Source organism: Streptomyces sp. VRA16 Mangrove soil, assembly GCF_017377775.1.
GTDB lineage: Bacteria > Actinomycetota > Actinomycetes > Streptomycetales > Streptomycetaceae > Streptomyces.
Window position 1 is genome coordinate 361,878 of sequence record NZ_JAFVLN010000006.1, and the last position, 25,711, is coordinate 387,588.

The window sequence follows — 25,711 nt, forward strand, 5'->3', positions numbered from 1 at the left end:
ACGTACGTCTGCACGGCGCACCGACCCCTGACCGGTATCTGGAGGAGCCACGGCGATGGCGGAACACACCAGCTCGAGCATCACGATCGAGGCGGCACCGGCCGACGTCATGGGGGTGATCGCCGACTTCGCCCGCTACCCGGACTGGACGGGTGAGGTGAAGGAGGCCGAGGTCCTGGAGACCGACGACGCGGGCCGCGCCGAGCAGGTCCGCCTCGTCATGGACGCCGGCGCGATCAAGGACGACCAGGTCCTCAAGTACACCTGGGTCGGCGAGAACGAGGTGTCGTGGTCCCTCGTGAAGTCGCAGATGCTGCGCTCCCTCGACGGCTCGTACGTGCTCAAGCCCACCGGCACGGGCACCGAGGTCACCTACTCGCTGACCGTGGACGTCAAGATCCCGCTGCTCGGGATGATCAAGCGCAAGGCCGAGAAGGTCATCACGGACCGCGCGCTCGCGGGCCTGAAGAAGTGGGTGGAGTCCGGGGCCAAGTAGTCCCCGGGGGCTCCAGGTAGCCTCAGGGCTCATGCGCACCCTTCTCGTCACCGGCCCCGGTGGCTCCGGCAAGACGGCCATCGCTTCCGCCACCGCCCTGAAGGCCGCCCGTGACGGGCTGCGCACCCTTCTCGTCACCGGTGACGCCGTGGCCGACCCGCCCGGCGTCACCGTCACCCGCCTCACCCCCGCCGACGACTTCCGCACCGACTTCCTCGCACTCCAGGAGCGGGCCGCCTCCGGACTCGACCTCCTCGGCGCCTCCCGGCTCGACAGCGACGAGCTCACCCCGCTGCCCGGCAGCGACGAGCTCGCGCTGCTGCGCGCCCTGCGCGACAGCGCCGAGGGCCCCCACGACCTGGTCGTCGTCGACCTGCCCGCCGCCCCGCGCGCCGTCTCCCTGCTCGCCCTGCCCGAGCAGCTGCGCCGCTATCTGCGCCGGCTGCTGCCCGCCGAACGGCAGGCGGCCCGCGCCCTGCGCCCCGTCCTCGGCCGGCTCGCCGGGGTGCCGATGCCCACCGAGTGGCTGTACGAGGCCGCGGCCCGCTGGGACACCGAACTCGCCGCCGCCCAGGCCGTGATCGACGCCGACACCACCTCCGTACGCCTCGTCGTCGAGCCCACCCCGGCCGCCACCGCGACCCTGCGCACCACCCGCGCCGGACTCGCCCTGCACGGACTGCGCGTCGAGAGCGTCCTCGCCAACCGCGTGCTGCCCGACGGCTCCACCGACCCCTGGCTCGCCGACGCCGCCGCCCGGCAGCGCAAGGTGATCGCCGCGTGGGAGCACCCGGCCCACGAGCTCCCGCACCTGGGCCGCGATCCGCACGGCGACGACCTCGACGTGCCCCCGCCCGCCACCCCCGCGGCCCGCGCGACCTGGCCCGTCGAGGACCGGCTCGCGGCCGACGGGGTCCTGGTCTGGCGCATCTCGCTGCCCGGCGCCGTGCGTGAGGAGCTCAGCTTGGTGCGCAGGGGCGATGAACTCGTCGTCGGCGCGGGACCGTTCCGCCGCATCGTGCCGCTGCCCTCCGCGCCCCGCCGCTGCACCGTGGCCGGGGCCGGCCTGGTCGACGGGGAGCTGTGCGTCCGGTTCGCGCCCGACCCGGATCTGTGGCCGCAAGGGCGGTGAACCGCATGCACCCGTTCGGGTAACGTCGAAGGCGCAACCTGTTCAGGACATCTTCAGCTCTCCGCAGGAGTCAGCCGCCATGAGCGACGCCACCGAGAAGCCCGTAGACGCCGATGCGTGGGAGACGGCGTGCGCCGAGGACCTCGCGGAGGAGAAGGCCCGCCGCCGCGCCCAGCACGGGCCGCCGCCCGGCTCCGCGGCCGAAGAGCTGAAGAAGCTCGTCGACGCGGTCACCGACAAGATCGCCGGCCTTTCCGGCGGCCAGGCCCCGTTCCTGGGCGCCGTCGCGCAGGGCACCGCCGAGCAGGCCGCCAAGCAGGTGGTCCGCCAGGTCCGCAACGTCGTGGAACCGGTCATCGAGCGCAACTCCGACGTCTTCGACCACCTCGCCGCCGCAGGCTCCGAGCTGCTCGCCGCGTACCGGTCCGCCGTCGAGGGTCAGGAGCGCCGCTGGACCCAGCGGACCCAGGACCCGGCCCCGCCGAAGCCCCGCAAGGGCGAGGACGAAGGCCCCGGCGGGGAACACATCGACCTGGACTGAAGTTCGCTCGGGTACGGTGGGCCATAGCGGGGCTCGACCGAACTGAGGGATTCATGGGACTCACCATCGGCGTCGATATCGGCGGCACGAAGATCGCGGCCGGCGTGGTCGACGAGGAAGGCAACATCCTCTCGACGTTCAAGGTGCCGACTCCTTCCACGCCTGACGGGATCGTGGACGCGATCGCGTCTGCCGTGGAGGGCGCCAGGGCCGGACACGAGATCGTCGGTGTCGGTATCGGTGCCGCCGGATACGTCAACCGTCAGCGCTCCACCGTGTACTTCGCGCCGAACATCGACTGGCGCCAGGAACCGCTGAAGGAGAAGGTCGAGCAGCGCGTCGGCCTGCCGGTCGTCGTGGAGAACGACGCCAACGCGGCGGCGTGGGGCGAGTACAAGTTCGGCGCCGGCAAGGGCCACCGCAACGTCATCTGCATCACGCTCGGCACCGGCCTCGGCGGCGGCATCATCATCGGCAACAAGCTGCGCCGCGGCCACTTCGGCGTCGCCGCCGAGTTCGGCCACATCCGCATGGTGCCGGACGGCCTGCTGTGCGGCTGCGGTTCGCAGGGCTGCTGGGAGCAGTACGCGTCGGGCCGCGCGCTCGTCCGCTACGCCAAGCAGCGTGCCAACGCCACCCCGGAGAACGCGGAGTACCTGCTCTCCCTGGGCGACGGCACCCCCGACGGCATCGAGGGCAAGCACATCTCCATGGCCGCCCGTCAGGGCGACCTGGTGGCCGTCGACTCCTACCGCGAGCTGGCCCGCTGGGCCGGTGCGGGCCTCGCCGACCTGGCCTCGCTCTTCGACCCGTCGGCGTTCATCGTCGGCGGCGGCCTGTCGGACGAGGGCGAGCTGGTCCTCGACCCGATCCGCAAGTCGTACAAGCGCTGGCTGGTCGGCGGGAACTGGCGCCCGGTCGCCGACGTGATCGCGGCCCAGCTGGGCAACAAGGCCGGTCTGGTCGGCGCCGCCGACCTGGCGCGGGAGCCCGACCCGGTCATGTGACGCCTTTCTTCTGACGCTTTTTCGTAGCGCTCGGTGCCCGTCGTTCCCCTCGGGGACGGCGGGCACCGGCGTATCTTGATCACCATGCCGACCGACGCCACGCTCGCGCCTCTGCCCAACTCCCGTACGGAAGCCGACGGTTCGGCCGTCATCCGCGTCCTCAGCTACAACATCCGCTCGATGCGGGACAGCCCCGTGGCCCTCGCCCGGGTGATGAAGGCGTGCGCTCCCGACCTCGTCCTGATCCAGGAGGCGCCCCGGTTCTTCCGGTGGCGCAAGAAGCTGGCCCGGCTGGCGCGCGCCGCGGACCTGGTGATCCTCTCGGGCGGCGGCAGCGCCGCGGGGCCCGCCCTGCTCTGCTCCCTGCGCGCCACCGTCGAGCGGACCGAGGACGTGCTGCTCCCGCTCACCCCGGGGCTGCACCGGCGCGGCTTCGCGACCGCGGTGGTGCGGTTCGGGGGAGCGCGCCTCGGCGTGGTCAGCTGCCATCTCAGCCTGCAGAAGGACGAGCGGTACGCGCAGGGCGGGCTGCTGCTCGACCGGGTCGCGGCGATGGGCGTGGAGCACGTCGTCGCGGGCGGCGATCTCAACGAGCGGCCCGGGGGGCGGACGTTCCGCCGCCTGGCCGGTGTCCTCAACGACTGCTGGGCGGTGGCCCCCTGGGGCCGCGAGCACACCTCGACGCCGGACGACCCCCATCAGCGGATCGACGCGATCCTGGCGACCAAGGGGATCGAGGTGCTCGGCTGCGGGGTGCCGCCGTTCCTGGACGAGAACGAACTGAGGGCGGCCACGGACCATCTGCCGGTCCTGGCCGCCCTCAGGATTCCCGTCTAGCTATGGGCGCTGCCTGACCTTGTCGACGATCGCCCAGTCCACCGTGTGCGACAGCTGGACGTAGGACTTCTTGCCGGAGGCCGAGATCCGCCTGTCCCGGAAGCCCAGGAACTCGTAGGACGTCGGATCGAAGATGAGGACCTTGTCCTTGAAGTGGCCCTTCGGAGCTCCGATTCCCACGCCGGTCCGCCCGGCGGAGTCCTTCATTCCGGGCACCGTCGTGACGCCGGGCACGAGAGCGAGCCCTTCGTACGCCGCCGCGCGCAGCTCCGAGGGCAGCGCCGGCCACTTCAGGAGCTCGCCGAGCATGAAGTACGCCTCCGACCGCTCGTCCTCGTCGAACTCGCTGATCGGCCTGTCGGACTTGCCGAAGGAGATAATGGCAGGGACGAGCCTCTCCGGATCGGTGGGCAGCTTCTTCAGGTCTCGCCACCTCCGGGGCGGCCACACCCCTCCGCCCGAGTTATTGGCTTCTTCCCACATGGTCCTGCCCAACTCCATGGACAGGGAGCGCTTGGTCCCGTCCACCGACTCCCACATCTCGTCCGTGTAGGACGTGACCTTGCCGGTTCCCTCCTCCGTCTCCTTGATGATCCGCTTGGAGTAGATGAACTGGTCGTCACGCGGCACCCCGTGCTTCTTGGCGTGCTTGCGCTCCCAGGTTGCCGCGCCGTTGAGCACGCGCTGCGCGCCGACGGAGGCCAGGTGCGGCGAACCGCCCGCCCGCTGTCCGTCCCGCTCGCCGTCGATCTGGACGAGGACGGTCGCGGCCACCGCCGCCGTCACCGCCCCGGTGAGGCCGATCCGCAGAACCGTGCGGCGCCGCGGTGAGCCCACGGCGGAGGACTGTTCGTTCATCGCGGTGAAGAGCGCCACCCGCGTGCGGTGGCGCGCGTCGTCGTCGAGCGGGGGTTCCTCCCACGCGCGGAGCAGGTCGAGTTCGTCCGTCGTGTGGTCGTCAGTCATGGGCGTGTGCCTCCCGGAGGGCGGTCGCGGTCGGAGCGGTCGGATCGGTACCACCCAGTGCTTCACGCAATGTGCTGCGAGCCCGGCTCAGACGGGACCTGACCGTGCCCACCGGTATCCCCAGGGCCTCGGCCGCCTCCTCGTAGCTGAGGTCGGTCCAGGCCACCAGCAGGACGACGTCCCGCTGTCGGCGCGGCAGCGCGGCGAGCGCCGCCGCCAGTTCCCGGCGCAGGCCACGCGCCCCGGCCCGGGACACCGCGAGATCGGCCACCGGCTCCTCGTGCTCGACCGGCTCCGGGACCCGGGACAGCGCCTTGAAGCGGCGCGCCTCCGCCCTGCGGTGCCGGCCGACGAGGTTGGTGGCGATCCCGAAGAGCCAGGGGCGGGCGTCGGGCCTGGACAGGTCGTAGCGGTGGCGCTGCCGGAACGCGGTGGTGAAGGTCTCCGCCATCACATCCTCCGCCGCCTCCGGGCCGAGCCGCCGCGCCGCGTAGTGGTGCACGGCGTCGGCGTACCGGTCGAAGAGCGCGGCGAACTGTTCGGGTTCGTCCCGTGACCGCTCGATGGCCCCGGCGTCGTCGCTGCCGAGATGCTCCCGGGGTCTGGCGGCCATCGGGGCTCCTTTCGTCCGTGTGAACGTCCTGAAGACTTGGGCTGGTGCAACCTGTGTTCACCGGTACTTCGCCGCTCGCCGCGAACGGGTTCCATGCCCGTACGCGCGAGGGCCCGGCCGGAGTGGTCCGGCCGGGCCCTGAAGCACGTACGAGAAGGTCAGACGACCGCGCCGCGCCCCGGATCGTCGTCCTCGTCGTCACCCGGCTGCATCCGGGCGACCAGCGTCGCGAAGCCGCCCAGGAAGCCGCCGATGCAGAGCGTCGCCAGCCACCACGTCATGTCCCAGCCGAGCAGCACCGTGAGGAGCAGCAGCACCGGGCCGCCGACCACGGCCAGCCAGGCGAACTTGGCCGTGACGTCGGCCTCCGGGAGCGGCGGGTCGGGCTGGACGAAGTGGCCCTCGTCGTCGTCCCCCAGATCGTCGTCCGAGGGCTCCGGCGTCGTGTAGTCACGCGGGCCGGGCGTCGCGGCGACGCCCGGGGCGAAGGAGATCGAGGAACCGAGCGGACCCCTGGGCCCGCCCTCCTTGCCCTCTTCCCCGCCCTTCTCGCCGTCCTCGCGCTCCCTGTCCCCTGGCCCTTCCTCGGTCCGCTCCCGCGGCGACGCGGCGTCCGGGGGCTCGTTCACCTCGGGCGGCAGCGCCAGGTCCTCCACGGACTTGAACGGCTTCGCGCCCGGCGGGTCCGGCGGCTCCGCCCCGTACCCCGCGACGATCGCGGCCCACGCGGCGTCCTCGTCGGGCGGGAGGAAAGGGTCGCGCGACTGACCGCCCTGCTGCTCCTCCGGCTCGGGGCTCTCGGGCTCCCGACGCTCCTGCTCAGCCACCGCTGGCCGTCCCTTCCACGCCCTCGCTGGGGGTCTTTCCCGCACCTGGGGCGAGCCGGTCGACGAAGGCGACGCTCTCGTCGAAGATCCGGTCCGCGTCATGGTCCAACGTCGCGACGTGGTAGCTCTGTTCCAGCAGGATCTCCGTGACGTCCGTGGACGAGACCCGGCCGAGCACGCGCGCGGAGTCGACGGGCGGCACCACGTGGTCGTTCACGCTGTGCAGGACCATCAACGGCTGGGTCACCTGCGGCAGTTCGCGGTCCACGGTCCGGAAGAACATGCGCAGCTGGTGCGCCGCGTGCAGCGGCACCCGGTCGTACCCGACCTCCTGCGAGCCCTCCTTGGCGATGTCGCTGGCGATGCCCGCGACCGTGCGCACCAGGTGCCGGGCGACGGGGAGCGCGTGCGCGGCCAGGCCGTGCACCTTGTTCCCCGGGTTCACCAGGACCAGGCCCGCCACCTCGTCCCCGTGCCTGGCCGCCAGGCGCAGCGCCAGCGCGCCGCCCATCGACAGGCCGAAGACGAAGACCTTGTCGCAGCGCTCGCTGAGGTCGCGCAGGGCGCGGTCCACCTCCGCGTACCAGTCCTGCCAGGCCGTGACCGACAGGTCTTCCCAGCGGGTGCCGTGGCCGGGCAGCAGCGGCAGCGAGACCGTGAACCCGCGCTCGGCCAGATACTCCGCCCAGGGGCGCAGCGACTGAGGCGTTCCGGTGAAGCCGTGACAGAGGAGGACACCGACCTCGCCGCCTTCGTGGCGGTACGGCTCGGCTCCAGGAAGGACCGGCACCTTCGGTCTCCTGTTCGTGGATACGACGGGGGGCATCAGGACATCGGGCACATCGGGACTTCGGGATGTGGTCCTCACCGTACGCGACCGGACTGACACCGACCAGGGTCGTCGGGCCCGTCGGCGGCCCTGCGGGTTAAGGTCTGTTCCTCGGGCCGATCCGCGTACGAGTCCGTGTACGAGGTCCGAGAACGAGGGAAGGCAGAGGGTTGATCTACGGCGCAATGAAGGTGGCCATCGGGGGGCCGCTGAAGCTCGGCTTCAGGCCGTGGGTGGAGGGTCTGGAGAACATTCCCGCCACCGGCCCGGCGATCCTGGCCAGCAACCATCTCTCCTTCTCCGACTCGTTCTTCCTGCCGGCCGTGCTCGACCGCAAGGTCACCTTCATCGCGAAGGCCGAGTACTTCACCACGCCCGGCGTGAAGGGCAAGCTCACGGCCGCCTTCTTCAAGGGCGTCGGACAGCTGCCCGTGGACCGCTCCGGTTCGCGCGGCGCGGGCGAGGCCGCCATCAAGAGCGGCATCGAGGTCCTGGAGCGCGGCGAGCTCTTCGGTATCTACCCGGAGGGGACGCGTTCCCCCGACGGCCGTCTCTACCGGGGCAAGCCGGGCGGCCTCGCGCGCGTGGCGCTCGCCACCGGCGCGCCCGTCATCCCGGTCGCCATGATCGACACGGAGAAGATCCAGCCCCCGGGCAAGGTCGTGCCGAAGCTCATGCGCCCCGGCATCCGCATCGGCAAGCCGCTCGACTTCACCCGCTACCAGGGCATGGAGGGCGACCGGTTCGTGCTCCGGGCCGTGACCGACGAGGTCATGTACGAGATCATGAAGCTCTCGGGCCAGGAGTACGTCGACATGTACGCGACCGCCGCCAAGCGGCAGATCGCGGATGCGGCGAAGGCCGAGAAGGAAGCGCAGAAGTCGGCGGACAAGGCGGCGGGGAAGAGCGGGGAACGGGGCGGCTCCTAAGCGCGTCGTTCTCTGCGTGCCGGTGGGGTGGGGGACAGATGGCCAAGCGTGAACGCGTGGTACGCATGTCGGTGGAGCAGCCGCTGTGGCGTGCCCTCATGGCCTACCGGGTGCTCACCCTGCTCTACGCGATCGGGCTCTTCGCCTCCGCGTACGAGGTGTACGCGCACCCGTGGGTCGGCATCGGCTACTTCGTCGTCCTCACGGTGTGGACCCTGGCCACGCTGCCGCAGGTCTCCGGGGCCCGGCGCTGCACCAAGCGGTTCCTCACCGTCGACCTCGCCCTGGCCGTCGGCGGCATCCTGCTCTCACCGCTCGCCGACCACCACCGGGCCGTCACCGGCGGCTCCACCCTGCCCTCGATCTGGACCGCGGGCGCGGTCCTCGCCTGGGCGCTCAAGGGCGGCTGGCGCTGGGCGGCCTCCGCGTCCGTGCTGGTAGGCGTGGCCAACGTGGTGCAGCGCGGCGAGATCAGCCGCAGCGTCATCCACAACGTGCTGCTCGTGTGCATCGCGGCCATCGCCATCGGCTACGTCGTCGAGGTGGCCCGCGCCTCCGAGCGGGCCCTCGCCCGCGCCCTGGAGATCGAGGCCGCCACCCGGGAGCGGGAGCGCCTGGCCCGCGACATCCACGACAGCGTCCTCCAGGTCCTGGCCATGGTGCAGCGGCGCGGCACCGCCCTGGGCGGCGAGGCCGCCGAGCTCGGCCGGATGGCGGGCGAGCAGGAGATCGCGCTGCGCAGCCTGGTCGCCGGGGGCCTGCGCCGGCCGTCCCGCGCCTCGGACGACGCCTCGCTGGGCGCGGTCGTCCAGGTCGTCGACGAGCCGGACGCCACACCCGGCGAACCCCACGACCTGCGTCCACTGCTCACCTCGCACGCGAGCGCCCGGGTCACCGTCTCCGACCCCGGTGCCCCGGTGCTGCTGCCGCCCGCCGCGGCCCGCGAGCTGGCCGCCGCTGTCAGTGCCGCGCTGGACAATGTGCAACGGCACGTGGGGGAGGACGCGCGGGCCTGGATCCTGCTGGAGGACGAGCCGGACGAGGTGATCGTGACCGTACGGGACGACGGGCCCGGCATCCCGGAGGGCCGCCTCGCGCAGGCCGAGGGCGAGGGCCGGCTCGGCGTGGCCCTGTCCATCAGGGGCAGACTGCGCGACATCGGCGGCACCGCCGAGCTGATCTCCGTGCCCGGCCAGGGCACCGAGGTCGAACTGCACGTACCGAAGAAGAAGCAGTGAGCGACTCCGCCGGGGTCACGGGGGAAGGCAGGACACGAACGATGAGTGAACCGATCAAGGTCATGGTGGTCGACGACCACCCGATGTGGCGCGACGCCGTCGCCCGCGACCTGGCCGCCGCCGGATTCGACGTCGTCGCCACGGCGGGCGACGGCGAGCAGGCGGTGCGCCGCGCGCAGGCCGTGAGCCCCGACGTCCTCGTCCTCGACCTGAACCTGCCGGCCAAGCCGGGCGTCCAGGTCTGCAAGGAGCTCGTCGCCGCCTTCCCGGCGCTGCGCGTCCTGGTGCTCTCCGCGAGCGGGGAGCACGCGGACGTCCTGGAGGCCGTGAAGTCCGGGGCCACCGGCTATCTCCTGAAGTCCGCGTCCACGGACGAGCTGATCGACGCGGTGCGCCGCACGGCCGTCGGCGACCCGGTCTTCACGCCGGGCCTCGCGGGCCTCGTCCTCGGCGAGTACCGCCGCCTCGCCTCGGAGCCCGCCCCCGCCACCGACACCGACGAGCCGAAGGCGCCCCAGCTCACCGACCGCGAGACCGAGGTGCTGCGGCTGGTCGCCAAGGGCCTGAGCTACAAGCAGATCGCCGAGCGCCTGGTCATCTCGCACCGCACGGTGCAGAACCACGTGCAGAACACCCTCGGCAAGCTCCAGCTCCACAACCGCGTCGAGCTCGTCAGGTACGCGATCGAGCGGGGTCTGGACGACGAGTGACCCCTCGCGGGACAGTTCTGTGAACTGCCCACCGTGACAAGGGAGTTACGCGATGAGGGTCGGAGTTCTGACCGGAGGCGGTGACTGCCCCGGGCTCAACGCCGTCATCCGGGGCATCGTCCGCAAGGGCGTGCAGGAGTACGGATACGACTTCGTCGGCTACCGGGACGGCTGGCGGGGTCCGCTGGAGAACGACACCGTCCGCCTCGACATCCCCGCGGTCCGCGGCATCCTGCCGCGCGGCGGCACCATCCTCGGCTCGTCCCGCACCAACCCCTTCCAGGCGGAGCACGGGATCCGCCGGGTCAAGGAGAACCTCGCCAAGCAGGAGGTCGACGCGCTCATCGTGATCGGCGGCGAGGACACCCTGGGGGTCGCGGCCCGTCTCACCGACGAGTACGGGGTCCAGGCCGTCGGCGTACCCAAGACCATCGACAACGATCTCTCCGCCACCGACTACACCTTCGGCTTCGACACCGCCGTCGGCATCGCCACCGAGGCCATCGACCGTCTGCACACCACGGCCGAGTCCCACATGCGGGTCCTGGTGGTGGAGGTGATGGGCCGGCACGCCGGCTGGATCGCCCTGCACTCCGGGCTCGCCGGCGGCGCCAACGTCATCCTCATCCCCGAGCAGCGCTTCGACATCGACCAGGTCTGCGCCTGGGTCACCTCCCGCTTCAAGGCCTCGTACGCGCCGATCGTGGTCGTCGCGGAGGGGGCGATGCCGCGGGACGGCGAGCTGGTCCTGAAGGACGAGTCCCTCGACTCCTTCGGCCACGTCCGGCTCTCCGGGGTGGGGGAGTGGCTGGCGAAACAGATCGAGAAGCGCACCGGCAAGGAGGCCCGCACCACGGTCCTCGGGCACGTGCAGCGCGGGGGCACTCCGTCGGCCTTCGACCGGTGGCTGGCCACGCGGTTCGGGCTGCACGCGATCGACGCGGTGCGGGACGGGGACTGGGGGAAGATGGTCGCGCTGCGCGGCACGGACATCGTGCGCGTGCCCATCGCCGAGGCGACGGCCCGCCTGAAGACCGTCGATCCTGACCTGTATCGCGAGGTGGGGGTCTTTTTCGGCTGAGGTCGCGGGGCTCTGCCCCGGTCCCGGCTCCTCAATCGCCGGAGGGGCTCACTGGGCCTAGACTCGCGCCATGGAGATTCTCGCATTTGGTGTGCAATCCGACGAAAAGCCGCTGATCGAGAAGGCCTTCGCCGGCCATCACGAGGTCCGCTGCCTGGACGTCTTCCTGAACGAGGACACCGCCCCCATCGCGGCGGGCTACGAGATCATCTCCACCAGCGTCAACGCGACCCTGAACAACCGCGTGCTGCAGACCCTCGCGGCCGGTGGCACGCAGATGATCGCCCAGCGCTCCACCGGCTTCAACAACATCGACCTGGAGGTCGCCGAGCGCCTCGGCCTCACCGTCTCCCGGGTCTCCTACTACTCGCCGTACTCGGTGGCGGAGTTCGCCTGGACGCTCGCGATGGCCGTGAACCGTCGCATCGTCCGGGCGAGCACCCGCACCCGCGACTTCGACTTCCGCCTCGACGGCCTGATGGGCCGCGACATGCGCGGCCGCACCGTCGGCGTCCTCGGCACCGGCAAGATCGGCGAGGCGTTCACCCGGATCGCCCATGGCTTCGGCATGAACCTGCTGGGCTGGGACGTCGCCGAGAACCCGGACTGCGTCGAGCTCGGCATGAAGTACGTCGAGAAGGAGCAGCTCTTCGCCGAGGCCGACCTGATCAGCCTCCATGTGCCGCTGTTCCCGTCCACCCAGCACATCGTCGACGCCTCGGCCCTGCGTGCGATGAAGGACGACGCGATCCTCATCAACTCCAGCCGCGGCGCCCTGGTCGACACCAAGGCCCTGGTCACCGAGTTGCGCGCGGGCCGCTTCACGGGCGTCGGCCTCGATGTGTACGAGGCCGAGGCGGGCCTGTTCTTCCTCGACAAGTCCCTCGACGTCGTCGAGGACGACACCCTGGCCCGCCTCGTCACCTTCCCCAACGTGATGGTCACGTCCCACCAGGCGTACTACACCGTGGACGCGGTCGGGCAGATCATCGAGACCACGGTGCAGAACGTCCTGGACTATCAGGCGGGCCGCCGCTCCGAGAACGTCCTGGTCCCGGCCGCGGCGAGCACCTGAGCCAGCAGCTCCGGCACGATCGCGGCGCCGCGCAGCGTCAGCACCGACTCGGGGTGGAACTGCACCCCGGCGAAACCGGGCCCGCGCACCGCGTGCACCTCACCGTTGGCAGGGTCCCGGCTGACCTCCACGTCGTGCGCGGCCAGCTCGCGGGCCGCCTCGTCGTCGCAGTGCGCCACGAAGCTGTTGTAGAACCCGACGGTCTCGGTCCGCCCGAACAGATCGATGTCGGTCTGCGCCCCCTGGTACGGCACGTCCTTGCGGACGATCTCCAGGCCCAGCTCCGCCGCGATCAGCTCGTGCCCGAGGCAGACGCCGAGGACGCCGTGCTCATGGGTGCGGATCACCTCGGCGGCCAGTCCGCGCAGGAACCGCATCTTCGGGTCGGCCGGATCCGACGGGTCGCCGGGCCCCGGGCCGAGCACGACGGGCCCCTCGTGCGCGAGCACCGCCTCCCGCAGGCCCTCCTCGTCGTAGCGCCGCACGGTCACGTCGAGCCCCGACGAGCGCAGCACGTGCGCCAGCATCGCGGTGAACGTGTCCTCGCCGTCCACGACCAGCGCGTGCCCGCTCAGTTCGGCGGCCCGCTCCTGCATCCGCAGCCAGAACGGGGCCAGGGCCGCCCGGCGCTCGTCGAGCGCGGCCCGCACGCGCGGATCGTCGGCCAGCGCCGGGCGCCCGCTCTCCTCGCGCGGCCGTGCCGGACGCACCCCCAGAGCGGCAAGGACCCCGGCGGCCTTCGCGTGCGTCTCGGCGACCTCGCCGTGCGGGTCCGATCCCCGGACGAGCGTCGCGCCGACCGGCACCCGGAGCCGGCCGGTCGCCGTGTCGATGTCGGCGGTCCTGATCAGGATGGGCGAGTCGAGGGTCTGGGCCCCGCCGGCGTCCCGCCCGACGAGGGCCAGGGCCCCCGCGTAGTAGCCGCGTCCCCCGACCTCGTACCGCTCGATGACCCGGCAGGCGTTCTGCACGGGCGAACCGGTGACGGTCGCCGCGAACATCGTCTCCTTCAGCACCTCCCGCACGTCGAGCGTGGAGCGGCCGCGCAGCTCGTACTCGGTGTGCGCGAGGTGCGCCATCTCCTTCAGCCGCGGCCCGATCACGACACCGCCCTGGTCGCCGACGGTGCACATCATCTTGAGCTCCTCGTCGACCACCATCGACAGCTCCTCGATCTCCTTGCCGTCGGCGAGGAAGCCGAGCAGGTCGTCGGGGGTGGGCCCGGCGGCCGGATAGCGGTACGTCCCGCTGATCGGGTTCATGACGACGGTCCCGCCGGACATCCGCACATGCACCTCGGGGCTGGCGCCGACGAGCGTCCGGTCCCCGGTGTGCACGACGAACGTCCAGTACGCGCCGCGCTCCCCGTCGAGCAGTCGCCGGAACAGCGCGAGCGCGTCGGCCCGGGAGAACCCCGGGATCTCACCCTCGTACGTCCTGCGGATCACGAAGTTCGCGCCCTCGCCCCGCCCGATCTCCTCGCGCAGCACCCGCCCGACGATCTCCGCGTACGTGTCGTCGTCGACGTCGAAGGCGCCGTCACGGACGTCGACGGCGTGCCGGGGCAGCTGCTCCAGGGCGGCGGCGAGCGGGATCTCGTACGACGTCTCGGGGCGCAGGACCATGAGTGGGGTGCCGTCGTCGCGGACGTCGAAGCCGCGCTCGCGGATCTGCCGGAACGGGACCAGGGCGAGGCCCTCGGGGATGTCGGCGAGCTTCTCGTACGTGCCGACCTCGCCGATCAGGACCTCGACGGTCTCGGTCTGTTCGGCGGCGCGGCCCGGTGTGTGGCGGCGCAGGAGGGCGAAGGGGCGGTCGTCGGTGAGCAGGGAGTCCAGGGAATGCGGCACGGCTGTTCCTTCCAGGGAGCGATCTCGGGGAGGAACAGCCGCTGTGTCCGGTAGAAACACTGAAGGCCGCCCCTCGGGCGGCCTTCGCGGATTCGGATACGCGCAGTCAGTGGGCCGCCGGATGTGCGGTCCACCACCAGGTGCGGGTCTGAAGCTGCGCGAACATGTTCCGAACCATACCCCGAGGGGCGGCTCATGCGTGTCTCGTCCGTCTCAAAAGATGAGCGGCGGCATGGACACGCGACACGACCCCGTAATGTTGGCGAGGTGACCGTGAACGCTAAGACCAGCGAGAGCGCTGGCAACACCTGGCGAAACCTGCCCGCGGCGCAGCAGCCCGAGTACCCCGATGCCGAGGCTCTGCGCGATGTGATCGCGGACCTCGAGTCGTATCCGCCGCTCGTCTTCGCCGGCGAGTGCGACCAGCTGCGCGCCCGACTGGCGGCCGTCGCCAAGGGAGAGGCGTTCCTGCTCCAGGGCGGCGACTGCGCCGAGGCCTTCGACGCCGTCTCGGCAGATCACATCCGGAACAAGCTCAAGACCCTGCTTCAGATGGGCGCCGTGCTCACGTACGCCGCCTCGGTGCCGGTGGTGAAGGTCGGCCGGATCGCCGGCCAGTACTCCAAGCCGCGCTCCAAGAGCACCGAGACCCGCGACGGCGTCACCCTGCCGACGTACCGCGGCGACTCCGTCAACGGCTTCGCGTTCAACGAGGCCGACCGGATCCCGGACCCCGAGCGCCTGAAGCGGATGTACCACGCGTCCGCCTCGACCCTGAACCTCGTGCGCGCCTTCACCACGGGTGGCTACGCGGACCTGCGCCAGGTGCACGCCTGGAACCAGGACTTCGTGAAGTCGTCCCCGTCGGGTCAGCGCTACGAGCAGCTGGCGCGCGAGATCGACAACGCGCTGAACTTCATGCGCGCCTGCGGCACCGACCCGGCCGAGTTCCAGACGGTCGAGTTCTACGCGTCGCACGAGGCGCTGCTGCTCGACTACGAGTCGGCGCTGACCCGCGTCGACTCGCGCACGGGCAACCTGTACGACGTCTCGGGCCACATGGTGTGGATCGGTGAGCGCACCCGCCAGATGGACGGCGCGCACATCGAGTTCGCCTCGAAGATCCGCAACCCGATCGGGATCAAGCTGGGCCCGACGACGACGGCCGAGGAGGCGCTCCAGTACATCGAGCGCCTCGACCCGGACCGCGAGCCGGGCCGGCTGACCTTCATCGTGCGCATGGGCGCCGACAAGATCCGGGACAAGCTCCCGGAGCTGGTCGAGAAGGTCACGGCGTCCGGTGCGACGGTGGCCTGGGTGACCGACCCGATGCACGGCAACACCTTCGAGGCGGCCTCCGGCCACAAGACCCGCCGCTTCGACGACGTGCTCGACGAGGTCAAGGGCTTCTTCGAGGTCCACAAGGGCCTCGGCACCCACCCGGGCGGCATCCACGTCGAGCTCACCGGTGACGACGTCACCGAGTGCGTGGGCGGCGGCGACGAGATCTTCGTCGACGACCTGCACCAGCGCTACGAGACGGCCTGCGACCCGCGCCTGAACCGCAGCCAGTCGCTCGACCTGGCGTTCCTGGTCGCGGAGATGTACCGCGATCAGTAACGACTGTTCGCTCTGAGCAACGCCGTGGGGCGCGGATCACAACGATCCGCCCCCCACGGCACTTTTGTGCTCCCGGCGGTCCGGGTAAGGTTAGGTTAGCCTCACCGATCAATCGGGACGGCAGTACTGATCAGTCTCGATTCATCCCGACCGGGAGGTGAACCCGCGTGTACGTCTGCAACTGCTTCGGTGTCACCGAGGCGCAGGTCAAGAAGCACGCGGAGGACGGCGCCTGCACTCCTCGGCAGATAGCGTCGGCCTGCAAGGCCGGCACCGACTGCGGTTCGTGCGTGCGCCGGATCCAGGCGCTGCTCGGCCGGGGCGCGTGCCCGCGCCGCGAACTCGTCGAGCAGGGCGAGACGGTGGCCGCCCTCGCCCCGCGGGCCGATCTCCCGGAAGCGGCCTGATCAGCTCTCCGGCTGCTCGATGAGCTGCGCGATGTAGAGCGGCTCGCCGAGCTTCTCCACCAGCTCCAGCTGCGTGTCGAGATAGTCGATGTGGTGCTCCTCGTCCTCGAGGATCGACTCAAAGATGTTTGCTGACGTGATGTCGCCCTTGCCGCGCATCACCTCGATGCCGCGCTTCAGACGGTCGATCGCCTCGACCTCGACCTGCCGGTCCGCCTGGAACATCTCGGTGACCGTCTGGCCGACCCGGACGTGGAAGAGCCGCTGGTAGTTGGGCAGACCGTCCAGGAACAGGATCCGGTCGGTGAGCACCTCCGCGTGCTTCATCTCGTCGATCGACTCGGAGCGCGTGTACTTCGCGAGCTTGGTCCAGCCGAAGTTCTCCTGCATCTTCGCGTGCAGGAAGTACTGGTTGATGGCCGTCAGCTCGGCAGTCAGCTGCTCGTTGAGAAATTCGATGACCTCGGGGTCGCCCTGCATCGCAGAGGCTCCTTCCAAGCGGGTGAACTGGGCAGGTTGCGCGCATCTTTGCATCGGCACCGAAACGCGTCCAGTAAGTGCATGCTTAGTACGGCTTGCCCGAATTCATGATCGATCCGGGGTGCTCAGGAGGCGTGGTCACGTCCACTCCTCGCGGTCTGTCAGGATGGAGGCATGGGTCATCCGGTGGGTCGCGAGTCTGAAGGAGCAGTGCAGCCGGAGCTTCCGCCGGGGCAGCGCCTGCAGCGCGGCTGGCCGGTCACGCACTACGGCCCGGTGCCCAAGTTCCGCCCCGAGCGCTGGGAGTTCCGGGTCTTCGGCGCCACCGCCGACGGTGAGAAGCACACCTGGAACCACGAGGAGTTCTCGTCGCTGCCGTACGGGAGCGTCGTCGGTGACCTGCACTGCGTCACGAAGTTCAGCATGCTCGGCTCCGAATGGGGCGGCGTGCGCGCCTCCACCGTCCTGGAACTGGCGCCGCCCGCGCCCGATGTCACGCACGTCATGGTCTGGGCCGAGTACGGCTTCAGTTCGAATCTGCGACTGGGCGACTTCGCCTCGGAGCGGACCATCTTCGCCACCCACAAGGACGGTGAGCTGCTCACCGCCGAGCACGGTTTCCCGCTGCGGCTCGTGGTGCCGCACCTGTACGCGTGGAAGGGCCCCAAGTGGGTCCGCGGCGTCGAGTACATGACCGCGGACCGCCGGGGCTTCTGGGAGGAGCGCGGCTACCACAACGTGGGGGACCCGTGGCGCGAGCAGCGCTATTCGTACCAGGAAGAGCCCGGGGAAGGCCCCGAGCTCTAATCCTGTCGGTACGTGCCGGTGGTGCCGGTGGTGCCGGTGGTGCCGGTGGTGCCGGTGCGGTCAGTGGTGGTACTGGTGCACCACTGCGTGGCCCTTGCCGCGGCCGATCATCCAGCGGTTGACCGGCGTCGTCACCACGAAGGCCAGGGCGAGTGAGGCGGCGAGGGCGCCCCAGAACAGGGCGTCGTCGAGGTGGGCGTCCATGGCGCTCGGCCACAGGGCGATGACCCCGTTGTCGATCAGCTCCATGACGGCGATCGACAGGGTGTCGGCGGCGAGGGCGACCCGGAATGCGGTCCGGAAGTCGACGCCGGCCTTCAGGACGCCGCGCAGCGTGAGCGAGTAGCCGAAGACGAAGGCGAGCGCGATCGCCAGGATCATCGTCGGCAGGTTGCCCCAGCCGAGCGCGGTGCCGATCACCATGCCGAGGATCTCGCCGATGGCGCAGCCGGTGAGGCAGTGCAGGGTCGCCTGCGCGGCCATGGCCCAGCTGACCTTGCCGCCGCCGTTGCCGTGGCCGTGGTGCGCGTGGTCCTCGTGGCCGTCGTGGCCCTGGTGGTGGGCGTGGGTCTCGTGAGTCCCATGAGCCTCGTGAGTCCCGTGGTGCTCGGCGTGCGTGTCGTGCTGCATGGTTCCCCCAACGTCAGTAGCGGTTCCTGTCGCTGACAAGAACCGTATACCCCCAGGGGGTATTCCTCAATGGGTGGGGGATCTCAGGCGCGCAGCTCTTTGAGGCGGACGATGTCCGCGGCGTGACCTTCCTTGCCGCCGGGCGTCTCGATGATCAGCGGGACGTTCTCGGTCGCCGGGTGGGCCATGAGCTCGCGGAACGGGTCGGTGCCGATGTGCCCGGAGCCGATGTTCTCGTGCCGGTCCTTGTGGGCGCCGGCGACGTCCTTGGAGTCGTTGGCGTGGATCAGCTTGAGACGGTCCTCGCCGACGGTGTCGACGAGCAGGTCGAGGGTCTGCTTCATGCCGGCCGGGCCGGTCAGGTCGTGGCCCGCCGCGAAGATGTGACAGGTGTCCAGGCAGATCCCGAGCTTGGGGTGGCGGTCGAGCGCGTCGAAGTACGGCCCGAAGTCCCAGGTGCGGGAGCACAGCGACGAGCCCTGCCCGGCGGTCGACTCCAGCAGCAGGAACGGGTCGTCGTCATGGGTCAGCTCGTCGAGCAGCGGCAGCATGTACGCGCGGACCTGGGCGAGCGCGACCTCGCGCTCACGGCCGCCGGTGGCGGAGCCGGTGTGCACGACGACGCCGAGGGCGCCGATGTCGCGGCCGCGGCGCAGCGAGTGGCGCAGCGACTCGACGGACTTCTCGACCGTGGCCTCGGTGTGCGAGCCGAAGTTGATCAGGTACGGCGCGTGCACGTACGCCGGGATGTTCTCCTCGGCGCACTGCGCACGGAAGGCCTCGTCCTGCTGGGGGTTGCCGGACGGGGTGGCCCAGCCGCGCGGGTTGGCGACGAAGACCTGGACGGTTTCGGCCTTGAGTTCACGCGCGTAGGAGAGTCCTACGGAGGCGAGGCCGCCGGCCACGGGGACGTGTCCGCCGATCGGATTACGAAGACTGCTGTTCACCGCCCCAGACTGCCATGCCCCACCCGCACCCTTCGGCCCCGGCCGCCGGTCGCCCCCGCCTTGGCCGATCCGCCGCCGGTCGCCCCGCCGCCGTGGGCTTTCCCGCCCTGGTCGGCTGCCGCGCCGCCTTGGGCAATCTGCCGCCTTGGGCTTTCCCGCCCCGGTCGGCTGCCGCGCCGCCTTGGGCAATCTGCCGCCATGGGCGGCAGGGTGGGCAAGGCGGCGCCCCGGCGCGGGGTGAGCGCTCCGTCCGGCGTCCAGCTCGGTCCCGGTCGCGCCATCGCCGGGTGCAGCGCCGTCTCGGCTGGTCGCGCAGTTCCCCGCGCCCCTACGGGGCCCGACCGCAGCCGCAGATCGATACAGCCCCGCGCCCCTACGGGGCCCGACCGTAGCCGCAGATCGATACAGCCCCGCGCCCCTACGGGGCCCGGCCACAGTCGCGCATCGATACAGCCCCGCACCCCGGGTGGGGCCCGGGGCGCCGGTCAGCGGATCGTGATCTTGACGGTCGACCCCTTGGGCGCGCTGTCGCCCGCGCCCGGCGACTGACTCTTCACCGTGTCCCCGAAGAGCCCGAGCAACCCCCGGTCCTCATCGACCTGGAACCCGGCGTCCTCCAGCGTCGATGTGGCGTCGTCGACGCTCATCCCCGTGACATCCGGGACGTCGACCATCACAGGCCCCTTGGAGATCGTCAGCGTCACCGTGTCCCCTTCGGCGAGCTGCTTCCCCTCCTCGGGCGACTGCTGGGCCACTTTGCCCTTGTCCTCGTCGGAGTTGACCCGCTCCTGCGCGATCTTCACCTTCAGCCCGGCGTCCTCCAGGTCGGCCACCGCCTCGTCCTGCGACTCCCCGACGACATCGGGAACGTCGACCGGCGACCCCTTGGAGACGACGAGGGCGACCGCGGAACCCGAGTGACGCGTCGTGCCCGCGTCCGGATCCGTACTGATCACGGAGCCTCGCGGAATGTCCTCGCTGAACGCTCTGGTGACCATGCCCGGCACCAGCCCCGCATCCTTGAGCTCACTCCTCGCCTTCGACAGGGCGGTCCCCTTGAGGTCGGGGACCTTCACCGTCTCGGGCCCCCTGGACACCGTCAGGTTCACCGTGCCGTTGTCCCGGATGCGCGCGCCGGGCTCCGGGTCGCTGCCCATGACCGTCCCGCGCTTGTACACGTCGCTGTACTTCAGGGCGGTGTGGCCGACTTGCAGCCCCGCCGACTCGATACGGCGCTCGGCCTGGGCCTGGCTCTGTTGCAGGATCGTCGGGACCTTCGTGAACTGGCCGGAGTTGATGTACCAGACGCCCGTACCGATCCCGAGGGCCAGCACGACCGCTACGACGATCATGTAGAGGCGGCGCCGCGGAGCCCCGCCACCCCGACGGCGCTCCGGAGACTGCGGAGCGACCGGCGGCGGAGGGGTCTCCAGCCGGCTCGTGCGGTGCAGCGGCTCCTCGCTCGCGCCGTACTCCGCGGGCAGCGGCAGCTGCACGGGAGCGCCCCCGGTGCGCACCGCGCGCGGGATCACACTCGTACGGTCGTCGGCGCCCGCGTGCTCCACCTCGTGGGCCTGCGGCGGCACCGCGTCCAACTGAGCGTCGGACAGCGCCGCCCTGGCGCCCAGGGCCTGGGCGAGCAGCGCCACCGCGTCGTGCGGGCGGACCTCGGGGTTGCGCGCCGTCGCCGACGCGACCAGCTCGTCGAGCTCGTAGGGGAGCCCGGGGACCACGGCCGAGGGCGGCGGCACGTCCTCGTTGAGGTGCTTGAAGAGGATCTGCGCGGGGGTGTCGCCCGAGTGTGGCTTGCCGCCGGTGAGCATCTCGTAGAGGAGGACGCCACAGGCGTAGACGTCCACCGCCGGGGTGGCCGTGCCGTGCTCGATCTGCTCCGGTGCCAGGTACGACACCGTGCCGAGGATCGTCCCGGTCGTGTTGGTGACCGTGTCCACGGCCCGTACGAGACCGAAGTCCGCCACCTTGACCCGGCCGTCGTCCCCTATCAGGACGTTCTCAGGCTTCATGTCGCGGTGCACGAAGCCCGCACGGTGCGCGGCACCGAGCGCGGCGAGCACCGGCTCCAGGATGTCGAGCGCCGCGCGGGGGCGCAGCGCCCCGCGGTCGCGCAGAACGTCGCGCAGCGTGCAGCCCGCGATGTACTCCATCGCCAGATACACGTACGCGCCCTCGGCACCCTGGTCGAAGACGCCCACCACGTTGGGGTGCGAGAGCCGGGCCACCGATTTGGCCTCGCGGATGAAGCGCTCGACGAACGAGGCGTCGGCCGCGAGGGAAGGGTGCATCACCTTGAGCGCGAGCACGCGGTCGAGGCGGGTGTCCACGGCCCGGTAGACCGTGGCCATCCCGCCGACCGCGATGCGTGCGTCGATGCGGTACCGGCCGTCGAGCACGTGCCCGAGCAACGGGTCCTGAAGGGTCGTGTCCACGCAGGCGAGTGTACGAGGAGTGACTGACAGGCCGGTCCTGTGCGGCAGGACCGGACCCGTACTGCAGCAGAGCTGTGACCGGGCGTGCGATCAGAACGCGGGGCGTTCGGGATCGAGCCGCGCACGACCGTCCAACGGCGAGGAGGCCTCGGCGAAATGGCGCTTCGGGATGCGTCCCGCGCGGTGCGCCAGACGCCCCGCCTCCACCGCGTGCCGCATGCCTTCCGCCATCAGGACCGGCTCCTGCGCGCGGGTCACCGCCGAGGCGAGCATCACACCGGCGCAGCCCAGTTCCATGGCGAGCGCCACATCCGATGCGGTGCCCGCGCCCGCGTCCAGGATCACGGGTACGCGCGCGTGCTCGACGATCAGCTGGAAGTTGTGCGGGTTGCGGATGCCGAGCCCGGAGCCGATGGGGGAGCCCAGCGGCATGACCGCGGCGCAGCCCACGTCCTCCAGCTTGCGGGCCAGCACGGGGTCGTCGTTGGTGTAGGGGAGCACCGTGAAACCGTCGTCGACCAGGGTCTCCGCGGCGTCGAGCAGCTCGATCGGGTCCGGCAGGAGCGTCCGCTCGTCCGCGATGACCTCCAGCTTCACCAGGTCCGTACCGAGCGCCTCGCGCGCGAGGCGGGCCGTGAGCACCGCCTCTCCGGCCGTGAAGCAGCCCGCGGTGTTCGGCAGCACCTGGATGTCGAGCTTCTCCAGGACCGAGAGCACGGAGCCGTGCACGTCGGCGTTCACCCGGCGCATGGCCACCGTGGTGAGTTCCGTGCCCGACGCCACCAGGGAGCGTTCCAGCACGTCGAGGCTCGGCGCCCCTCCCGTGCCCATGATCAGGCGCGAGGAGTAGGTGGTGCCGCCGAGGACGAAAGCGTCGTCAGCCATGAATGAGTCAGCCTCCTTGTACGGCGGTGAGAACCTCGACGCGGTCTCCTTCGGAGAGCGCGGTGACCGGCCACTGGCTGCGTGGCACGACGGTCTCGTTGAGGGCGGCGGCGACGCCGGAGTGGGCGGTGGTGAGCGTGGCGACGAGTGCGTCGAGCGTGATCCCGGAGGTCACCGCGTGCGGCTCGCCGTTGAGGGACACGTTCATGCGGGCTGCTCCACGGATGCCAGGGCGCCGAAGCGCCTGGGGCTGAACGGGCGGGCTTCTTCCGGGAGTTCACCGGTGGCCAGGACGTGCGCCATGGCGTCGCCGGTGACGGGCGTGAGCAGGACGCCGTTGCGGTAGTGCCCGGTGGCCAGGTGCAGGCCCGGCAGCGTGGTCGGGCCCAGGAGCGGCGCGTTGTCGGGGGAGCCGGGCCGCAGCCCCGCGCGGGTCTCCGTCAGCGGCAGCTCCGTGATGCCGGGCACCAGCTCGTGGGCGTCGCGCAGCAGCTCGTACACGCCCCCCGCGGTGACCGTGGTGTCCCAGCCCAGCTCCTCGCTGGTGGCGCCGACCACGAGCTCGCCGTTGACGCGCGGCACCAGGTAGAGGTTGCCGCCGCGCACGACCGCGCGCACGGTGCGGCTCAGGAACGGCGCGTACCGCTTGGGCACCGTCAGGCGCAGCACCTGCCCCTTGACCGGGCGGACCGGCGGCAGCACCTCGTCCGGGACGCCCGCGAGCTGCCCGCTGCGGCTGCCCGCGGCCAGCACGACCTGCCCGGCGTCGAGCTCCGTGCCGCCCCCGGAGCCGAAAGCCTGCGAGTTACCCCCTGCGAGGGTGACGCCGCGCGCCCGGTCCCGTATGACACGGAGCCGCTCGGCCCACGTCCGGTGGAAGATCACGCCCGCACGCTCACAGGCCGTCACGAGGGCGCTCGCGAGCCTTCTCGGGTCGATCTGGTGGTCGCCGTCGACCCGCAGGCCCCCGCGCACGCCCGGCGCGAGCATCGGCTCCAGACGCCGGCAGTCCCGGCCCGACAGCCACTCGGACTGGAGCCCCGACTTCGTTTGCAGCGCGTGCAGTTCCCGTAGATGAGCCCGGTCGTCCGCGTCGAGCGCGACGGCGAGCGTGCCGCACGCGCGGTAGCCGAGATCCTGGCCCGCGGCCTCGGACAGCTCGGCGACGAAATCGGGGTAGCGCCGCGCGGACGCGACGTTCAGGGCGAGCAACGTCTGCTCGCCGTAGTGCAGTTCGGTGACCGCGGCCAGCATTCCGGCCGCGACCTGGGCGGCCCCGCCGCCCGGATCGGGGTCCACCACCGCGACGGACAGACCGCGCTGCGCGGCCCGCCACGCGGTGACCAGACCGATGATGCCGCCTCCGACGACGATCGCGTCGGTGCTGCTGGGTGGATCGGATGGCGTACGCGACATGGGTGTCAAGGCCCTCCCTTCGCCGGCATGACCCGGATCAGGTTCGTACGGTCGGAGGCCGCTCCAGCCTCCCTCTCAGCCCGCTGCGTACGGGCTCCCGCGAGTGCTTTACGTTGGCCACCCTAGCTCTTCGCCTCCAGCCCCAGTAAGGGAGCCTTCCCCCGTGGCCCGATCGCTCGACGGTCTCCTCCTCGCCCCTGTCGCCGACCAGGCCCCCGGCCAGGTGGGGACGCGGACCCGCTTCGCCTACCACGAGAAGGACGGCCGGATCTGGGCCGACTACGAAGGCGGCGACGTCGTCCAGGGGCACCTGGTGGGCACGCGCGCGGGTGACCGGCTCGACTTCCGCTACGTCCAGCTGAAGACCGACGGCACCACGTCGTCGGGCCACTGCGTGTCCGTCGTGTCCGAGCTGCCGGACGGCCGGGTGCGGCTCGACGAGACCTGGCAATGGGAGTCGCAGGACGGCAGCGGCACCAGCGTCGTCGAGGAGCTCCCCGACGGGAGTTGATCACTAAACCGGTGACACGTGTGCAGGACGTCACGGCGCGGGAGTGGCCCGCGCCGCTGACTGACACAAGATCAGGTGCCTAAGGTGACCCCGTGAGCGAGCAGCAGAGGACGAACGCGGTCATTGTCGGCGCCGGCATGGCAGGCGTGCAGACGGCGGTGGCGCTGCGCGAACAGGGCTTCACCGGCACGGTCACACTGATCGGTGCCGAGCCCCATCAGCCGTACGACCGGCCGCCGCTGTCCAAAGCGGTGCTGCTGGGCAAGGCGGAGGGCTCCGCCTTCGACGTCGACTTCGAGGCGCTCGGCGTCACCCTGGAACTGGGCCGCGAGGTCACCGGGCTGCGCCCGGACGACCACGAGCTGGACACGGCCGAGGGGCCGGTCCCGTACGACGTGCTGGTCGTCGCCACCGGTGCCGAACCGGTTCGGCTGCCGGGTACGGAAGGGCCGTGCGGTGTGCGCGAAGCGCAGTCGGTTGAGGGCGGTGGTGGGAGACGGGCGGGCGTCCCCGGGGTCCACCTGCTGCGCACCCTCGACGACGCCGAGCGGCTGCGGCCCGTCCTCGCCGAGCAGCACGACGTGGTCGTCGTGGGCGCGGGCTGGATCGGCGCCGAGTTCGCCACCGCCGCGCGCGAGGCCGGCTGCAAGGTCACCGTCGTGGAGGCCGCCGAGCGTCCGCTGGCCGGAGCGCTGCCCGCCGAGATCGCCGCCCCCATGGCCGCCTGGTACGCCGACGCGGGCGCCCAACTGCGCACCCGCGCGCGCGTGGAGCGCATCGAGCCGGGCGTCGTGGTCCTCGACGACGGCACGCGGCTGCCCGCGGGGGCCGTCGTGGTCGGCATCGGCGCCCGCCCCGCTACCCGCTGGCTGGCCGGCTCCGGCATCGAACTCGGCGTCCACCGTGAGGTGCTGGCCGACGAGAGGCTCCGTACGTCCGTGCCCGACGTGTACGCGGTCGGGGACTGCTCGTCGTTCCCCTCGGCCCGCTACGGCGAGCGCCTGATGGTCCACCACTGGGACAACGCCCTGCAGGGGCCGCGCACGGTCGCGGCGAACATCATCGGCGAGACCCCCGCCGTGTACGACCCGGTGCCCTACTTCTGGTCCGAGCAGTTCGGCCGCTTCGTGCAGTACGCGGGCCACCACCAAAGCGCCGACACGGCCGTGTGGCGTGGCGACCCGGCGGGCGCGGCCTGGTCGGTGTGCTGGCTGCGCGAGGGCGCCCTGGTGGCCGTCCTGGCGGTCGGCAAGCCCCGGGACCTCGCCCAGGGACGCAAGCTCATCGAGGCCGGGACCGTGCTGAACCCGGAGCAACTGGCCGATCCCGCCCGCCCGTTGAAGTCCGCTGTGGCGTGATCCCGGTCCGGATTGCGGACGACCTCTTGTCGGGCGCGGGCTGACGGATGCAGGGTGCAGCGTTCGCTGCAC

The 25,711-nt window shown here is 71.3% G+C and carries 28 protein-coding genes and 1 riboswitch; of the genes, 15 read left to right on the top strand and 13 right to left on the bottom strand.

The window, feature by feature from the left end:
* Window positions 1–55 precede the first annotated feature (55 nt).
* From J3486_RS19195 to J3486_RS19215, 5 genes are all read left to right on the top strand, one after another.
* The gene (locus J3486_RS19195; protein ID WP_207821663.1) at window positions 56–496 is read left to right on the top strand and encodes an SRPBCC family protein; all 441 of its coding nucleotides are present in this window, start codon (window positions 56–58) and stop codon (window positions 494–496) included.
* Window positions 497–527: 31 nt separating this feature from the next.
* Window positions 528–1,628, top strand: a complete 1,101-nt coding sequence (locus J3486_RS19200; RefSeq protein ID WP_207821665.1) for an ArsA family ATPase — start codon at window positions 528–530, stop codon at window positions 1,626–1,628.
* 79 nt (window positions 1,629–1,707) lie between these two features.
* Complete coding sequence (locus J3486_RS19205) at window positions 1,708–2,169, top strand: DUF5304 domain-containing protein (RefSeq protein ID WP_207821667.1); 462 nt, start codon at window positions 1,708–1,710, stop codon at window positions 2,167–2,169.
* A 53-nt stretch (window positions 2,170–2,222) separates the two neighbouring features.
* Entirely contained in the window at window positions 2,223–3,176 is a 954-nt protein-coding gene (locus J3486_RS19210; protein ID WP_207821669.1) for an ROK family glucokinase, read from the top strand.
* An 84-nt stretch (window positions 3,177–3,260) separates the two neighbouring features.
* Complete coding sequence (locus tag J3486_RS19215) at window positions 3,261–4,013, top strand: endonuclease/exonuclease/phosphatase family protein (protein ID WP_207821671.1); 753 nt, start codon at window positions 3,261–3,263, stop codon at window positions 4,011–4,013.
* On the opposite strand, the gene J3486_RS19220 is transcribed toward J3486_RS19215, so the two are convergent.
* The 4 genes from J3486_RS19220 to J3486_RS19235 all read right to left on the bottom strand — a co-directional run bounded on the left by J3486_RS19220 (window position 4,014) and on the right by J3486_RS19235 (window position 7,209).
* Window positions 4,014–4,979, bottom strand: coding sequence for a CU044_5270 family protein (locus tag J3486_RS19220; RefSeq protein ID WP_207821672.1), 966 nt, complete (start codon window positions 4,977–4,979; stop codon window positions 4,014–4,016).
* Window positions 4,972–5,592, bottom strand: coding sequence for an RNA polymerase sigma factor (locus J3486_RS19225; protein WP_207821674.1), 621 nt, complete (start codon window positions 5,590–5,592; stop codon window positions 4,972–4,974). Before J3486_RS19225 ends, J3486_RS19220 begins: the two co-directional genes overlap by 8 nt.
* Window positions 5,593–5,750: 158 nt before the next feature.
* Complete coding sequence (locus J3486_RS19230; RefSeq protein ID WP_207821676.1) at window positions 5,751–6,419, bottom strand: hypothetical protein; 669 nt, start codon at window positions 6,417–6,419, stop codon at window positions 5,751–5,753.
* Entirely contained in the window at window positions 6,412–7,209 is a 798-nt protein-coding gene (locus J3486_RS19235) for a carboxylesterase (RefSeq protein ID WP_207821678.1), read from the bottom strand. The genes J3486_RS19230 and J3486_RS19235 overlap by 8 nt, the downstream gene beginning before the upstream one ends.
* A 212-nt stretch (window positions 7,210–7,421) precedes the next feature.
* Between J3486_RS19235 and J3486_RS19240 the strand changes: the two genes are divergently transcribed.
* The 5 genes from J3486_RS19240 (at window position 7,422) to J3486_RS19260 (ending at window position 12,281) form a co-directional block, all read left to right on the top strand.
* Window positions 7,422–8,177 (top strand): lysophospholipid acyltransferase family protein, encoded by a 756-nt coding sequence (locus J3486_RS19240; protein ID WP_307804872.1) that lies wholly within the window; start codon window positions 7,422–7,424, stop codon window positions 8,175–8,177.
* A 38-nt stretch (window positions 8,178–8,215) separates the two neighbouring features.
* A complete protein-coding gene (macS, locus tag J3486_RS19245) occupies window positions 8,216–9,415 on the top strand; it encodes a MacS family sensor histidine kinase (RefSeq protein ID WP_207821680.1) in 1,200 nt (399 codons plus the stop codon).
* Window positions 9,416–9,456: 41 nt separating this feature from the next.
* Window positions 9,457–10,125 carry a response regulator transcription factor gene (locus tag J3486_RS19250; RefSeq protein WP_207821682.1) on the top strand — a complete coding sequence of 223 codons (669 nt, stop codon included), beginning with the start codon at window positions 9,457–9,459 and terminating at the stop codon, window positions 10,123–10,125.
* Between the two features lie 52 nt (window positions 10,126–10,177).
* Window positions 10,178–11,206: a 6-phosphofructokinase gene (locus J3486_RS19255; protein ID WP_207821684.1), complete on the top strand. Its 1,029-nt coding sequence runs from the start codon at window positions 10,178–10,180 to the stop codon at window positions 11,204–11,206.
* A 70-nt stretch (window positions 11,207–11,276) separates the two neighbouring features.
* Window positions 11,277–12,281 (top strand): 2-hydroxyacid dehydrogenase, encoded by a 1,005-nt coding sequence (locus J3486_RS19260; RefSeq protein ID WP_207821686.1) that lies wholly within the window; start codon window positions 11,277–11,279, stop codon window positions 12,279–12,281.
* Here the strand turns inward: J3486_RS19260 and J3486_RS19265 are convergent.
* Together J3486_RS19265 and J3486_RS45225 are read right to left on the bottom strand one after the other, a co-directional pair.
* Window positions 12,227–14,131, bottom strand: a complete 1,905-nt coding sequence (locus J3486_RS19265; RefSeq protein ID WP_207821688.1) for an anthranilate synthase family protein — start codon at window positions 14,129–14,131, stop codon at window positions 12,227–12,229. The genes J3486_RS19260 and J3486_RS19265 overlap by 55 nt on opposite strands.
* A 106-nt stretch (window positions 14,132–14,237) precedes the next feature.
* Window positions 14,238–14,309, bottom strand: coding sequence for a trp operon leader peptide (locus J3486_RS45225; RefSeq protein ID WP_207821998.1), 72 nt, complete (start codon window positions 14,307–14,309; stop codon window positions 14,238–14,240).
* A gap of 89 nt (window positions 14,310–14,398) precedes the next feature.
* Here J3486_RS45225 and J3486_RS19275 point away from each other — a divergent pair, with 89 nt between their 5' ends.
* Both J3486_RS19275 and J3486_RS19280 read left to right on the top strand, forming a co-directional pair.
* Complete coding sequence (locus J3486_RS19275) at window positions 14,399–15,751, top strand: class II 3-deoxy-7-phosphoheptulonate synthase (protein ID WP_207821690.1); 1,353 nt, start codon at window positions 14,399–14,401, stop codon at window positions 15,749–15,751.
* Between the two features lie 167 nt (window positions 15,752–15,918).
* Complete coding sequence (locus tag J3486_RS19280; protein WP_207821692.1) at window positions 15,919–16,158, top strand: bacterioferritin-associated ferredoxin; 240 nt, start codon at window positions 15,919–15,921, stop codon at window positions 16,156–16,158.
* Here the strand turns inward: J3486_RS19280 and bfr are convergent, their stop codons facing one another.
* Window positions 16,159–16,638 (bottom strand): bacterioferritin, encoded by a 480-nt coding sequence (gene bfr, locus J3486_RS19285; RefSeq protein WP_207821694.1) that lies wholly within the window; start codon window positions 16,636–16,638, stop codon window positions 16,159–16,161.
* 174 nt (window positions 16,639–16,812) lie between these two features.
* On the opposite strand from bfr, the gene J3486_RS19290 reads away from it, so the two are divergent.
* Window positions 16,813–17,445 carry a sulfite oxidase-like oxidoreductase gene (locus J3486_RS19290; protein ID WP_207821696.1) on the top strand — a complete coding sequence of 211 codons (633 nt, stop codon included), beginning with the start codon at window positions 16,813–16,815 and terminating at the stop codon, window positions 17,443–17,445.
* A 60-nt stretch (window positions 17,446–17,505) separates the two neighbouring features.
* Here J3486_RS19290 and J3486_RS19295 read toward each other — a convergent pair whose 3' ends face one another.
* The 6 genes from J3486_RS19295 to thiO all read right to left on the bottom strand — a co-directional run bounded on the left by J3486_RS19295 (window position 17,506) and on the right by thiO (window position 23,770).
* Entirely contained in the window at window positions 17,506–18,075 is a 570-nt protein-coding gene (locus J3486_RS19295; protein WP_207821698.1) for a DUF4396 domain-containing protein, read from the bottom strand.
* A gap of 83 nt (window positions 18,076–18,158) precedes the next feature.
* A complete protein-coding gene (locus tag J3486_RS19300; RefSeq protein WP_207821700.1) occupies window positions 18,159–19,022 on the bottom strand; it encodes a deoxyribonuclease IV in 864 nt (287 codons plus the stop codon).
* A 485-nt stretch (window positions 19,023–19,507) separates the two neighbouring features.
* Window positions 19,508–21,469, bottom strand: a complete 1,962-nt coding sequence (gene pknB / locus J3486_RS19305) for a Stk1 family PASTA domain-containing Ser/Thr kinase (RefSeq protein ID WP_207821702.1) — start codon at window positions 21,467–21,469, stop codon at window positions 19,508–19,510.
* A gap of 90 nt (window positions 21,470–21,559) precedes the next feature.
* Complete coding sequence (locus J3486_RS19310; RefSeq protein WP_207821704.1) at window positions 21,560–22,354, bottom strand: thiazole synthase; 795 nt, start codon at window positions 22,352–22,354, stop codon at window positions 21,560–21,562.
* Between the two features lie 7 nt (window positions 22,355–22,361).
* On the bottom strand, window positions 22,362–22,562 hold the full coding sequence (thiS, locus tag J3486_RS19315; protein ID WP_207821706.1) for a sulfur carrier protein ThiS: 201 nt from the start codon (window positions 22,560–22,562) through the stop codon (window positions 22,362–22,364).
* The gene (thiO, locus tag J3486_RS19320; RefSeq protein WP_207821708.1) at window positions 22,559–23,770 is read right to left on the bottom strand and encodes a glycine oxidase ThiO; all 1,212 of its coding nucleotides are present in this window, start codon (window positions 23,768–23,770) and stop codon (window positions 22,559–22,561) included. Before thiO ends, thiS begins: the two co-directional genes overlap by 4 nt.
* A riboswitch (TPP riboswitch) is annotated at window positions 23,768–23,881 on the bottom strand. Its footprint overlaps the gene before it by 3 nt.
* 52 nt (window positions 23,882–23,933) lie before the next feature.
* Here thiO and J3486_RS19325 point away from each other — a divergent pair.
* Window positions 23,934–24,281: a hypothetical protein gene (locus tag J3486_RS19325; protein WP_207821710.1), complete on the top strand. Its 348-nt coding sequence runs from the start codon at window positions 23,934–23,936 to the stop codon at window positions 24,279–24,281.
* A 137-nt stretch (window positions 24,282–24,418) separates the two neighbouring features.
* Window positions 24,419–25,639 (top strand): NAD(P)/FAD-dependent oxidoreductase, encoded by a 1,221-nt coding sequence (locus tag J3486_RS19330; protein WP_229378291.1) that lies wholly within the window; start codon window positions 24,419–24,421, stop codon window positions 25,637–25,639.
* The last annotated feature ends 72 nt before the right edge of the window (window positions 25,640–25,711 follow it).